This is a genomic window from Kitasatospora albolonga, from assembly GCF_039535905.1.
GTDB classification, from domain to species: Bacteria; Actinomycetota; Actinomycetes; order Streptomycetales; family Streptomycetaceae; genus Kitasatospora; species Kitasatospora albolonga.
Genome location: NZ_BAAAYB010000028.1, coordinates 41,883 through 53,716, shown reverse-complemented (window position 1 = coordinate 53,716; position 11,834 = coordinate 41,883). Strand labels below are relative to the sequence as shown.

Below are 11,834 nucleotides of genomic sequence, written 5' to 3'. Positions count from 1 at the left end.
GGGTTTAGGGGCGCGAGGAACTGCGCGAGACGGGAGCGGCGACCCGTGTGCCGGGTACGGACGCTCACGTGCAAGTGCATCTCCGTACCCGGCACACGGGTCTGTGCCTTCCGCTTCGCGCAGTTCCTCGCGCCCCCGAAGCATCACGTTCTTCCCGAAGGGGCGCTACCGGAGCGGGAGTTCGTAGATCAGCTCCAGGCCGTCCTCCTCGTCCCACTGTTCGCCGACGTGGGTGAAGCCGAAGGCGGCGACGGTGGCGAGGGAGGCCTCGTTGTCGGGGCTGATGGTGGCGGCGGACGACGGTTCACACGTCCCGTTTTCGGCCTCCGCCTGCCGGATCAGGCGCGAGGATGCACTGGCGTAGCCGCGGCGGCGGTGTGTCGGGTCGACCCGTAGGCCGACCTCGGAGACCATGGCCGCGGCTCGTCCCGGTCGGGCCGTGGAATGCCGGGGCGGCGGCGGGGTTGGAGCGGGGGGGGTGCGGGGGCGTGCGGTGGGGCTTGTGGCGGCGGTCTGGCTGCCAGGGCGGGGGCCGTTGGGGTCGGGCCGGCATGAAGACAGCCCAGGCAGTGGAGTCTCCCGGGATGGACCAAGCCGCGCAGTGTCGAGGTCCGCCAAAACAAGCCCGGGATCCCTGGGGCGCGCATGCGGGCGGGGGGTGGGGAGCGGGACGCCGGCTGGAGCCGCGTGCTGGCGGGGGGCGGCGGCGCGCGGCACCGAGCGGGGCGAGGGCTGGCGGGCGGGCGGGCCAGGTCTGCGGGGGAAGGGCCAGGTCGGTCGGCGAACTCGCGAGTGGTAAGCGGAGGCCGGTGGCGCCGGTTGGCGGTTGGGCCGGGGGCGGGAGCTGGGGAGGGGTGGCGGGGCGGGCTGGGGGGCGGGCCGGCAGGCGCCAGGGGGCGGCCGTCGGGCGCCGGATCGGAAAAAAAAGAAAGAAAAAAAGTAAAAAACCTCGCCGGAGAGCGCGGCCCGGGTGACCCAGTCGGCGCTGGTGGGGGTCGTCGGCGATCTGGTGGTAGCGGCGGCGCCAGGTGCCGCGCATCTTCTCGTCCGCGGCGTAGTCGGCCAACGGCAGGCCCAACTCGGCGACGGCGGCGGTGAGGTCACCCTCCATCAGGAGGCCCATCACGGGGCGGGGCACCTGCACCAGGCTGACCTGGAGCGGGGCGTCGGGGGCGGAGGTCCACGGGGCTGATCGTTCTGTCACGCACGGATGCTCGCCCACCGGACGGGGGCTGTCCACCGGTTATCGGCCGGACAGCCCCCTGCCGGGGAGTGCGTCAGTAGGGCTTCACCAGGACGTGGGCGGCGCCGGGGATGCCGATCTTGAGGAGCTCGTCCTCCTCGGGGGTGGTGGGGGTGCCGGTCTCCTGCTTGAGGACGGCGCGGGAGAGCGACTGCACGAACATCGCGCGCGGGCGGCGGCGGGCCTCCCAGGCGGCCAGGGCGGCGGGCACGGACTCGGCGGCGTCCAGCTCCTGGGCGAGCACCAGGGCGTCCTCGACGGCCATCGCGGCGCCCTGGGCGAGGTGCGGGGTGGAGGCGTGCGCGGCGTCGCCGGCCAGCACCACCCGGCCGACGTGCCAGGGCTCGTCGACGGTGACCTGGGAGATCCGGGAGTAGACCACGGCGGCCGGGTCGGTGACGTGGCCGAGCGCCTCGGCGACCGGGCCGGAGAAGCCGGCCAGGCGCTCGGCGAGCTGCTCGTGGGCCCGCTCCGGGTCCGGGCGGAAGTCCTCGGTCTCGGCGAACACGGCGCCCAGGTACATGAGGTCGTCGGTGATCGGGGTGAGCAGGGCCTTGGCGGCCTGGTTCCCGGTGCTCATCACCACGCCCTGCACCTCGGGCTGCCGGGGCACGGTGACCCGCCAGTTGGCGAAGCCGGTGTACTCGGGGGCGGTAGCGCTCGCCGTACAGGCGGGTGCGCAGCGGGGAGCCGATCCCGTCGAAGCCGACCACCAGGTCGTAGCGGGCCGGCGGTGCCGTCGGAGAGGGTGACGTCCACGCCCTCGCCGTCGTCGGCGAGTTCGGCGACGGTGGTGGAGAAGCGCACCGTGGCGCCGGCCTCCGCGGCGGCCCGGCCGAGCAGCCCGGCCAGGGCGGGGCGGGGTATGCCGTTGTTGGCGGGGGGCGTCGTCCATCCGGGGCTGCGGGATCTTGGCCAGGGTGGCGCCGGCCGGGTCGCAGATGGTCAGCACCTCCCACTCGAAGCCGGCCTTCAGGCAGTCGTCCAGGACGCCGAGTTCGCGCATCACGTGCAGCGCGTTGGAGGGCTGGATGATGCCGACGCCGAGCGCGTCGAGCTCATCGCGCACCTCGGCGACCTCGACGGTGTGGCCACGTCGGGCGAGGGCGACGGCGAGGCTCAGGCCGCCGATGCCGCCGCCGTGGACGAGGACGCGCAGGGGTTGTGCCATGGGGTGTCTCCGTTGGTTCGGGGGAGGTTCGCGGGGGACGGGGTCAGGCGACGGGGAGGGCCATCAGGTGGTCGACCAGGGCGAGCAGCACGTCCCGGCCGAAGGGCCGTTCGCGGATGTCGCCGACCAGCATCGGGACGTGCGGGTCGAGGTCGAGCGGCGGCCCCGGATCTCGTCCGGGGTGCGGGTGTTGACGCCGTGGAAGCAGTTGGATCGCCACCACGAACGGGATGCCGCGGCTCTCGAAGAAGTCGATCGAGGCGAAGCTGGTCTCCAGCGTCGGCGGGGTGTCGGCGATGACCACCCCGGCCGAGGGCGCGCCGTTGACCAGGTCGTTCCACATGAACCAGAACCGTTTCCTGACCCGGGGGTGCCGAACAGGTAGACCACCAGCTCGGGCTGACGGTGATCCGGCCGAAGTCCAGGGGCGACGGTGGTGGTCTCCTTCTGGCCGACCCCGGCCAGGTCGTCCACGCCGACGCTGGCGGTGGTGAGGTACTCCTCGGTGCGCAGCGGGGCGACCTCGCTGACGGCCCCGACCATGGTGGTCTTGCCGACGCCGAAGCCGCCGGCGATCAGGATCTTGACGGCGTTGGCGCCCGCCTGAGTGGTCGTCATCTCAAAGCCTCCTCAGGCCTTCGCGTACGGCGGCCAGCAGACTCCGGTCGGCCCCGCCGGCGGCCCGGGCCACCGAGATCGGGGCGCGGGCGGTCAGCAGCCCCTGCTCGACCAGGTCGCCGAGCAGGATCTTGGTCACCGAGACCGGCAGGTCCAGGTCGGCGGCGACCTCGGCCACCGCGGCGGGGCGGCGGCAGCGGTCCAGGATCATCCGGTGCTCCGGCTGGAGCCGGCCGGGCCGGGCCGGCGCGCCGTAGGCGTCGACCGGTGCCGGCACGCTGGTGAGCAGGGTGATCAGGGTGAGGTCGTCCCGCTCGGACACGGTGCGGCCGGAGGTGATGGTGTAGCGGCCGGACCATGCTGTCCGCACCGTCGTCGCCCTCCTCCTCGTCCCAGTAGGAGGTCACCCGCGCTGCCCGCTCCGGGCGGCGAACGCGTCGAACTCGCCGCGCTGGCGGCGGCGCCGAGCTTCTGGCCGACCTGCTGCACCAGGTTGTGCATGGCCAGCGACATCACCTCGGCGTCGACGTCCTGGGAGGCGACGACGGCCAGGTGGGTGCCCTGCCCGGCGGCGATGACGAACAGCCAGAGCTCGGCCAGCTCGACGATCACCTGGTGCACCGGCCCGCCGTTGAACAGCTGGCCGACGCCGCGGGCCAGGCTCTGCTGGCCGGTGGCGACGGCAGCCAGCCGCTCGGCGTCGGAGCGGTCGATGGTGCGGGAGTGGCTGACCACCAGGCCGTCGTCGGACAGCAGGACGGCGTGCCTCGTCCCGGCCACCTGGTCCACCAGGCCGTCCAGCAGCCAGTCGAGGTCCTGGTGGGTGGCGGTTGTACGCGTCGTCATGTCCGGTCTTCTCTCGTCGGGATGGTGGTGTGGTGGTTTCCGGTGTCACCGGAGCGGGCCTCCCGGGACCGCCGCTGGAACGCACCGATGGCTGCTCCGGCCCGTCGGGGGGGCCGGTCGGAACAGCGGGTTCTCGTCCCAACGGGGCGGCACGGGGGCGGGCTGCGGACCGTCGAGGTCGATCCGCAGCTCGTCCACCAGGCTGGCCTGGCGGACCCGGCGGGGCAGCGGCGGTTCGCCGCCCGGAAGGTCGGACACCGGCTCCGGGCGGTACGGCTCCGGCTGGTGGGGCTCGGGCCGGACGTGCTCGGGGTCGGTGCGGTGCGGCTCCGCCGCGTACGGCCCGGTCCCGTACGACTCCGCCCCGTACGGCTCGGCCTGCCACTGCGGCTCGGGGCGGTGGGGCTCCGGCTGGAACGGCGCGGGCTCGTAGGGCTGCGGCTGGTGTGCCTGCGGCTGGAACGGATCCGGCTGGAACGGCTCCGGCTGGAACGGCTCCGCGCGGAACGGCTCCGGGGCGGCGAACCCCGCGGGCAGCGCGGGGAGGTCGTGACGGACCGTCACCTGCTCCCCGAACGGTGTCGCCGGCGGCCCGCCGAGCTGCGGGAGCGGCTCGACGGTGGCGTACCGGTCGGCGCCGCCGATGGCGGTGACGCCGGCCAGCGCCTGGCCGCGCGAGCGGGTGGGCAGGCCGCCGTCCTGCTGCGGGGCGACGGCGAGCGGGCGGACCGTCGGGTCCGGGACGATCAGCTCCTCCGGGACGAGCACCACGACCCGGGTGCCGCCGAAGGCCGACTGGCGGAACTCGATCCGCAGGCCGTGCTGCGCCGCCAGGCGGGCCACCACGTAGAAGCCGAGCCGGATGTCGTCGCCGCGGGCCAGCACGTCGGTGCGGGGCGGACGGGTCATCAGGCGGTTGGCCTCGTCGATCTGGTCCTCGTCCATGCCGAGGCCGCGGTCCTCGACCTCGATCGCCACGCCCCGGCTGACCCGGCCGGCCCGGAGCTCGACCGGGTTCGGCGGGCGGGAGAAGCTGAGCGCGTTCTCGATCAGCTCGGCGAGCACGTGGGCCACCGGACCGACGGCGCGCTCGGAGAGCCAGGGGCTGCCGTCCAGGTCGATGACGACCCGGCGGTAGTCCTGCACCTCGCCCTGGGCGGCGCGCATCACGTCCAGCAGCGGGACCGGCTTGCGCCAGCGGCGGTGCGGGGTGCCGCCGGCCAGGATCACCAGGTTCTCCTCGTAGCGGCGCAGGCGCGCGGTGAGGTGGTCGAGGTCGAAGAGGCCCTCCAGGATCTCCGGGTCCTCGTGCCGGCGCTCCAACTCGTCCAGCTTCTTCAGCTGCTGACCGATCAGCAGCTGGGTGCGGCGGGCGATCCGCTGGAGCAGCCGCTCGAAGCCGCGGTGCTGGTCGGCCTGGGCGACGGCGGCCTGGATCGCACTGGCGCGGGCCAGGTTGAAGGCCTCGGCCAGCTTGGCCAGCTCGTCCTCGGTACGGGCCCAGGGATCGGGCTCGATCGCCCGGGCCTGCTCCTCGGCGTCGATCTGCTCACCGTTGCCGAGGCGTTCGACCACGGCGGGCAGGGTGTTCTCCAGCTCCTCGGCCTGCTCCTGGAGCCGGCCGATCCGGCGGCGCAGGGTGCGGGTGAGCCGCCAGCTGGTGATCGCGACCGCGACCACCGCGATCAGGCCGACCACGGTGGTCAGCAGCAGCCGCAGCGCGAGGGACATGATGCTGCCCTTGCCCTCCTCGACCACCAGCCCGGTGCGGTGCTCCAGCAGCGCGACCAGCTGCGGGGTGATGGCGTCGACCGACTGGCGCCAGACGTCCCGGTCGACGGTCAGCGCGATCCGGCCGTCGCGGCCGGGGGCGGCCTGCTTGAGCAGCTCCTGCTCGGCCCGGGTCTTGGCCTGCCAGGACTGGCCGGTGGCGATCTGCTGCCACATCGCGGTCTCTTCGGCCGGGAGGTAGGGCGCGACCTGGGTGTTGAACTGGAAGGTCTGCTCGGCGATCGCCTGCCGCAGCAGGAGGTGGTCGTCGGGGGCGAGCGAGCCGCTCGGCCAGCCGCGGGCCAGCAGCGCGTCCGAGCGGGAGATCATCTCCTTGGCCCAGAACAGGTTCACCAGCGGCTGGGAGATGGTGGTGATCCGGCCGTTGTCGACGTGGCTGAGCGCGGAGAACAGCTTGAGGTCCACCGCGATCAGGTCGGTGTAGTAGCCGTAGACGGCGGCCTGCTGCTGCTCGCTGCCGCTGTTCACCAGGGCCCGCTGGGCGGGCAGCTGGTTGATCGCCTGCCGGGCCTGCCGGACCGCCTCGCGGACCTCCTCGGGCGCGTCGTCGGCCGACACTCCCGAGAGCTTCTGGAAGTCGGCGATGGCCTGGTCGGTCTTGACCCGCTGCGCCCGCAGCGCGTCGTTGACCCCGCTGTGCGTGGCCAGGACGTCGGCGCTCAGGCGCCGCTCCTCCTGGAGGTTGTAGTACACGATGTTGGACGGCTGACCGGCCTCCTGCGCGAGCAGGCCCTGGGCCGCCTGGCGCTGGAAGTCGAAGAGGAGCTGTCCGCTGGTGACCGCCCAGAGGGCGGCCAGCGCCAGCCCGGGGACAATGGCCAGCACGAGCAGGGTCGCGCGGAGCGACAGTCGGCCCGTGACGATCCGGCTGGAAGCGCGCGTGCGCAGGGCTAGCTCCTTCGGACGTGGCACCAGTCGTTCACAACTGGTCGAATCTGATAGGACTCTGACGGATGGATATTAGTCGTACCGCATATCGACGGGTGAAACCCCCATGGCGGTCTCGTGAACGACAGACCGTCACACCCCCTCTGAACTGCCGTTCCACACAACTGAACTGATGCAGCGACCAGGGCCGACAGGTCCAGACCTCACGACCACCCCGCACCCTCCGGAGACGTGATGAGCCGTCAGCACACCTACACCCTCGCCGTGACCTGGACCGGGAACACCGGCGCCGGCACCGCGAACTACCGCGCCTACGAGCGCTCCCACGAAGTCGCGGCCGAGGGCCTGCCGACCATCATCGGCAGCTCCGACCCCCTCTTCCGGGGCGACCCCTCCCGCTGGAACCCGGAGCAGCTGCTGCTCGCCGCGCTCTCCCAGTGCCACCTGCTCTCCTACCTGCACCTCTGCGCGGTGAACAAGGTGGTGGTCACCGCCTACGTGGACGAGCCGGTCGGCACCATGGTCGAGGGGGCCGGGGACGGGCGCTTCACCGAGGCGGAGCTGCGGCCCCGGGTGGTGGTGACCGAGCCCGGCATGGTGGAGAAGGCGATCGCCCTGCACGCCGACGCCAACCGGGCCTGCTTCATCGCCAACTCGGTCAACTTCCCGGTGCACCACCGGCCCGAGGTGACGGTCGCCACGGCCGACTGAGCGGCATTGACCGCCTCTGGCCAGGCGTGATGGGATTCCGGCGGTCCATCGGTCGTCAGGAGTCCGGAGAAGCCCCCCGTGCAGCAGCCCTCCCTGGTCATCGGCGTCGGCGGCGGCAGCGGAGTGCCGGGAGCCGAGGTGCTGGCCCTGATCGACGCCACCCTGGCCGGCCTCGGCCGCGACCGCCGCGACGTGGCCCGGCTGGCCACCGTCAGCGCCAAGACCGCCGAGGCCGGGCTGCTCGCGGCGGCCGCCGCCCTCGCCGTCCCGCTCACCGGCTACCCCGCCGAGCAGCTCGCCGCCGTCCCGGTCCCGCACCCCTCCGGGACGGCCGCGGCGGCGGTCGGCACCCCGAGCGTGGCCGAAGCCGCCGCCCTGCTCGCCGCCGGCACCGGCGCCCGCCTGCTCGCCCCCAAGCACCGCTCCGCCCGCGCCACCGTCGCCATCGCGACGCCGGGCCCGGCCAGGGCCGCCGAGGGGAACGGGCACGGAAGCACCGCGACGGGGACCGGACCTGACACGGCGGAGCCCGGCACGGCCCTCCCGGGAGGGCCCGGCGGGGAGCCGGATCTGCGGCATCACGGGGACGCGGAGGTGCGGGCGGCCGGGCTGGTGGACCTGGCGGTGAACGTGCGGACCGGGACGCCGCCGCAGTGGCTGCGGGAGCGGCTGGCCGCGACGCTGGGCGACCTGGCGGCGTACCCCGAGGGGAGCCGGGCCAGGGCCGCCGTCGCGGGGCGGCACGGGCGGCCGGTGGAGGAGGTGCTGCTGACCTCGGGGGCGGCGGAGGCGTTCGTGCTGCTGGCCCGGGTGCTGGCGCCCCGTCACGCCGTGGTGGTGCACCCGCAGTTCACCGAGCCGGAGGCGGCACTGCGCGACGCCGGGCACCGCGTCGGCCGGGTGCTGCTCTCCCCCGCCGACGGCTTCCGCCTCACCCCCGGCGCCGTCCCCGAGGAGGCCGACCTGGTGGTGGTCGGCAACCCGACCAATCCCACCTCGGTCCTGCACCCCGCCGCCACCCTCGCCGCCCTCGCCCGCCCCGGCCGGACCCTGGTGGTGGACGAGGCCTTCGTCGACACCGTCCCCGGCGAGCGCGAGAGCCTGGCCGGCCTGCGCGGCCTGCCCGGTGAGGTGGTGGTGCTGCGCAGTCTGACCAAGACCTGGGGCCTGGCCGGACTGCGGATCGGCTACGTGCTGGGCCCCGCCGGGCTGATCGCCCGCCTCGCCGCCGCCCAGCCGCTCTGGCCGGTCTCCACCCCCGCGCTGGCCGCCGCCGAGGCGTGCAGCACCCCCGCCGCGCTGGCCGAGGCGGAGGCCGCCGCCCACACCATCGCGGCCCAACGCGCCCATCTGCTGGCCCGGTTGGCGGAGTTCCCGGCCGTCACCGTGCACGGGGAGCCGGCCGCCTCCTTCCTCCTCGTCCACGTCCCCGGCGCCGCCGCGCTGCGCGAGCGCCTGCGCGGGGCCGGCTACGCGCTCCGCCGCGGCGACACCTTCCCGGGCCTGGGCCCGGACTGGCTGCGGATCGCGGTCCGGGACGAGGCCACCACGGACGCCTTCGTCGCGGTGCTCCAGGAGCTGCTGCCCTGACGGGTGGTCAGTGCCCGCCCTTGGGTTCGAGGCAGCCGCCCTCCATGTAGACGCCGTGCACCTCGGCGTTCACGGTCGGCCCGAAACGGACCGTCACGCACGGCCCGACGCCCGGGACGAAGAGGGCCAGCAGCCCCGGCGCGTAGTCCAGTTGGACCTGGACGATCTCGCGCGGGTAGCCGAGGTTCTCCACCGTGGCCCGCACCGAGGCCTCCCCCGCCGCCATCCCGTCGCGCGGAAGCGCCGCCACCAGGCGGGCGGCGTGCGCCTCGCCCCGGCAGCGGGCCGTGGCGGAGAGTCCGAGGGTGGTCTTGAAGGCGTGGTTCTCCGCGTACTTGGGGTTCTCCGGCGCGGGGCCGCCGCCGGTGGCCGCAGTGGGCGTCGCGGTGGGCGTCGCGGTGGCGTCAGTGACGGCGGCACAGCGCCGCGCCACCTCCGGGAAGCGCGCGTCGTGCTCGGCCAGCGCCTCGGCCGCCCGCTGCGCGGCGGAGGGCTGGACCGGGGGCACCATCGCCCCGGGGCCGGTCGGCGCCGGACGGCTGCCGCAGGCGGCCGTGGTCAGGAGCAGGCCGGCGAGGGCGGGCAGCAGCAGGCGTCTCACGGCGGGGCTCCGGTTCACGAGGGGTGCGGCACGGTCGTGCCGATCATGCCGCACCCGTCCCACGGCGGTCGTGAGTACCCCTGCTCACCTCAGGCCCGGCGCACGATCCCCAGCGCCGTGGCCTCGGTCAGCCAGCGCGGGTACTCCTCCAGCAGGGCGTCGTAGAGCGCGTCCTCCTGCCAGGAGCGCGGGTCGTCGCCGGCCGCGAAGAAGTCGGCGTTGTCCACCTTGCGACCGTCCAGGTCGTCCAACCCGGCCAGGAAGCCGAGCTGTTCGCGGCGGCCGAAGCCGACGAACTTCCAGAACAGCGGCTGCTTGGACGCCGACTTCAGGGCCCGCCGGGTGGCACCGCCGTCCGAGGGGTCGCCGTCGGTCTGGAAGACCACCAGCGCCGGGGTCCCGGGGGCGCGGCGCTCGTGCAGCTTGGTGACGGCCTTGATGGCCGGGGCGTAGTTGGTGCCGCCCATGAAGACGCCCTCGCGGACCTCGTTGATCCGGCCCTGGTGGGTGGCGAGTTCGAGCTCGGTGGTCTTGGCGATGGTGTGGGAGAAGAGCACCAGCGGGACGGTGCCGTCGTCGTCGAGGTTGGCCGCCAGGCCGAGCACCTGCTCGGCGAAGACCTGGACGTCGCCGCGGTCGTAGAAGCGCCCCATGCTGCCCGAGTAGTCCAGCACCAGGTAGACGGCCGCCCGCTGTCCGGCGAGCCCGAGCCGCTGCAGGGAGGCCCCGGCGCTCTGGTACTTCGTCAGCAGCGCGGGGGCGACGGCGGCGACCTTCTCCAGGCTGATCGCGGGGGCGGCGAGGGCGGGAGTGTGAGCGACGGAAGGAGCGGGGGTGACCGCAGGAGCGGGGAGGACCGCAGGAGCGGGGGCGACCGCGGGAGCGGGGGTGGGGGTGGGGGTGGGGGCGACGGCGGGTTCGGGAGCGGCCGGTGCGGGTTCGTCCTCGACGCTCACGCCGTAGTCGGTGGCCAGCGCGGCCAGCCCGCCCGCGTAGCCCTGGCCGACGGCGCGGGCCTTCCAGAGCGTGCCGCGCCGGTAGAGCTCGGCCAGCACCAGGATCGTCTCGCCGTCCGCCATCCCCGGCGGGACGAACTCCAGCTCCGCCGCCGTCCCGTCGCCGATCCGCACCGAGGGCGTGGTCTCCGGCCGGAAGGTGGTGCCGGGCAGCTCCACGTCCACGCTGGCGACCACCACCACGGCAGCCACCTCCGTGGGGAGCTCGGCCAGCCGGGCGGTGATCCGTGCCCCGTCCAGGCGCACGCCGTCGCGGTGCGGGTTGTTGAAGAAGACCAGGTCCTGGTCGGTCCTGACCTTGCCCCGCTCGTCGACCAGCAGCGCCGAGACGTCCACCGCCACCCCGCCGGAGGTGACCGTGACGGTCACCTCCGGTCCGGTGAGCGGGGCGTTGGCGCCCTTGGCGAGGCTTCTGGTGTCGGGCATCTGGGTCCCCCGTGTCGTTCCTGCGGAGGTCACAGGGTCACGGCCGGGCGGACGGCGCGTCAAGGGAGGCGGCGGGCCCGGGACTTCAGGGGGCGATCGGGAGGCGGCGCTTGTGGTCGGTCAGCCGGTAGCGGTTGACGATCTTCTCGAAGGAGGCCGCGTCGACCGGCTTGCCCTCCAGGAAGTCGTCGATCTCGTCGTAGGTGACGCCGAGCGCGTCCTCGTCGGCCTTGCCCGGGTCGAGGTTCTCCAGGTCGGCGGTCGGCACCTTCCAGACCAGCTCGGCCGGGGCGCCGAGGGCGTCCGCGACGGCGCGCACCCGGCGCTTGGTCAGGCCGGTCAGCGGCACCAGGTCGGCGGCGCCGTCACCGAACTTGGTGAAGAAGCCGGAGACCGCCTCGGCCGCGTGGTCGGTCCCGACCACCAGGCCGTCGTGGGCACCGGCCACCGCGTACTGGGCGATCATGCGCTGGCGGGCCTTGACGTTGCCGAGCAGGAAGTCCTGGTGGTGGGCGTCCCGGAAGGCGGTGCCGCCGGCCAGCACGGCGGCCAGCATGGCGTCGCTGGCGGGCTTCACGTCCACGGTCAGCACGTGGTCGGCCTCGATGAAGGAGAGCGCCAGCTGCGCGTCCTTCTCGTCCGCCTGCACCCCGTAGGGCAGCCGCATCGCGTAGAACTCCGCCTGGTGCCCCGCCGCCCGGGCCCGCTCGACGGCCAGCTGGCAGAGCCGGCCGGCGGTGGTCGAGTCCACCCCGCCGCTGATCCCCAGCACCAGCGACCGCAGCCCGGTGGAGGTCAGCCGCTCGGCCAGGAAGGCCACCCGCCGCTCGATCTCCGCCTCGGCCTCGAACGCCTCCGCGACCTCGAGCTCCCGGGCGATCTCCCGCTGGAGGGCACTGCCGGCCGGCTCACTCACGTCTGCTCCCACTGCTG

Annotated in this window: 9 protein-coding genes and 3 pseudogenes; 2 read left to right on the top strand and 10 right to left on the bottom strand. The window is 74.2% G+C overall.

The annotated features are described in order from the left end of the window. Positions 1 to 165: 165 nt before the first annotated feature. The 7 genes and pseudogenes from ABD946_RS07265 to ABD946_RS07235 form a co-directional block, all read right to left on the bottom strand. Positions 166 to 414 carry a GNAT family N-acetyltransferase gene (locus ABD946_RS07265; RefSeq protein WP_345281238.1) on the bottom strand — a complete coding sequence of 83 codons (249 nt, stop codon included), beginning with the start codon at positions 412 to 414 and terminating at the stop codon, positions 166 to 168. Positions 415 to 1,277: 863 nt separating this feature from the next. After that, a pseudogene (locus ABD946_RS07260) lies at positions 1,278 to 2,414 on the bottom strand (FAD-dependent monooxygenase). Between the two features lie 43 nt (positions 2,415 to 2,457). Next, positions 2,458 to 2,757 (bottom strand): hypothetical protein, encoded by a 300-nt coding sequence (locus tag ABD946_RS07255; RefSeq protein ID WP_345281244.1) that lies wholly within the window; start codon positions 2,755 to 2,757, stop codon positions 2,458 to 2,460. An 80-nt stretch (positions 2,758 to 2,837) separates the two neighbouring features. Then, positions 2,838 to 2,957: pseudogene (locus tag ABD946_RS07250) on the bottom strand (ATP-binding protein); the annotation flags it as partial. 76 nt (positions 2,958 to 3,033) lie between these two features. Then, on the bottom strand, positions 3,034 to 3,354 hold the full coding sequence (locus ABD946_RS07245) for a DUF742 domain-containing protein (protein WP_425558536.1): 321 nt from the start codon (positions 3,352 to 3,354) through the stop codon (positions 3,034 to 3,036). Between the two features lie 81 nt (positions 3,355 to 3,435). Continuing rightward, a pseudogene (locus ABD946_RS07240) lies at positions 3,436 to 3,878 on the bottom strand (roadblock/LC7 domain-containing protein). A gap of 45 nt (positions 3,879 to 3,923) precedes the next feature. After that, positions 3,924 to 6,581 carry a nitrate- and nitrite sensing domain-containing protein gene (locus tag ABD946_RS07235; RefSeq protein ID WP_345281237.1) on the bottom strand — a complete coding sequence of 886 codons (2,658 nt, stop codon included), beginning with the start codon at positions 6,579 to 6,581 and terminating at the stop codon, positions 3,924 to 3,926. Between the two features lie 210 nt (positions 6,582 to 6,791). Here ABD946_RS07235 and ABD946_RS07230 point away from each other — a divergent pair, with 210 nt between their 5' ends. Further along, a complete protein-coding gene (locus ABD946_RS07230) occupies positions 6,792 to 7,268 on the top strand; it encodes an OsmC family protein (protein WP_345281235.1) in 477 nt (158 codons plus the stop codon). Between the two features lie 78 nt (positions 7,269 to 7,346). Beyond that, the gene (cobC, locus tag ABD946_RS07225) at positions 7,347 to 8,858 is read left to right on the top strand and encodes an Rv2231c family histidinol phosphate aminotransferase CobC (RefSeq protein ID WP_345281233.1); all 1,512 of its coding nucleotides are present in this window, start codon (positions 7,347 to 7,349) and stop codon (positions 8,856 to 8,858) included. A 7-nt stretch (positions 8,859 to 8,865) separates the two neighbouring features. Here the strand turns inward: cobC and ABD946_RS07220 are convergent, their stop codons facing one another. The 3 genes from ABD946_RS07220 to nadE all read right to left on the bottom strand — a co-directional run bounded on the left by ABD946_RS07220 (position 8,866) and on the right by nadE (position 11,817). Then, positions 8,866 to 9,459: a hypothetical protein gene (locus ABD946_RS07220; protein ID WP_345281231.1), complete on the bottom strand. Its 594-nt coding sequence runs from the start codon at positions 9,457 to 9,459 to the stop codon at positions 8,866 to 8,868. 89 nt (positions 9,460 to 9,548) lie between these two features. Next, positions 9,549 to 10,901 carry a VWA domain-containing protein gene (locus ABD946_RS07215; RefSeq protein ID WP_345281229.1) on the bottom strand — a complete coding sequence of 451 codons (1,353 nt, stop codon included), beginning with the start codon at positions 10,899 to 10,901 and terminating at the stop codon, positions 9,549 to 9,551. 85 nt (positions 10,902 to 10,986) lie between these two features. Further along, positions 10,987 to 11,817, bottom strand: coding sequence for an ammonia-dependent NAD(+) synthetase (nadE, locus tag ABD946_RS07210; protein WP_345281227.1), 831 nt, complete (start codon positions 11,815 to 11,817; stop codon positions 10,987 to 10,989). Positions 11,818 to 11,834: the final 17 nt, after the last annotated feature.

Bases quoted from the DNA above. Each gene is read 5' to 3' on its own strand.
- ABD946_RS07265 (WP_345281238.1), bottom strand. From the start codon at position 414: ATGGTCTCCGAGGTCGGCCTACGGGTCGACCCGACACACCGCCGCCGC.
- ABD946_RS07255 (WP_345281244.1), bottom strand. From the start codon at position 2,757: ATGTGGAACGACCTGGTCAACGGCGCGCCCTCGGCCGGGGTGGTCATC.
- ABD946_RS07230 (WP_345281235.1), top strand. From the start codon at position 6,792: ATGAGCCGTCAGCACACCTACACCCTCGCCGTGACCTGGACCGGGAAC.
- ABD946_RS07215 (WP_345281229.1), bottom strand. From the start codon at position 10,901: ATGCCCGACACCAGAAGCCTCGCCAAGGGCGCCAACGCCCCGCTCACC.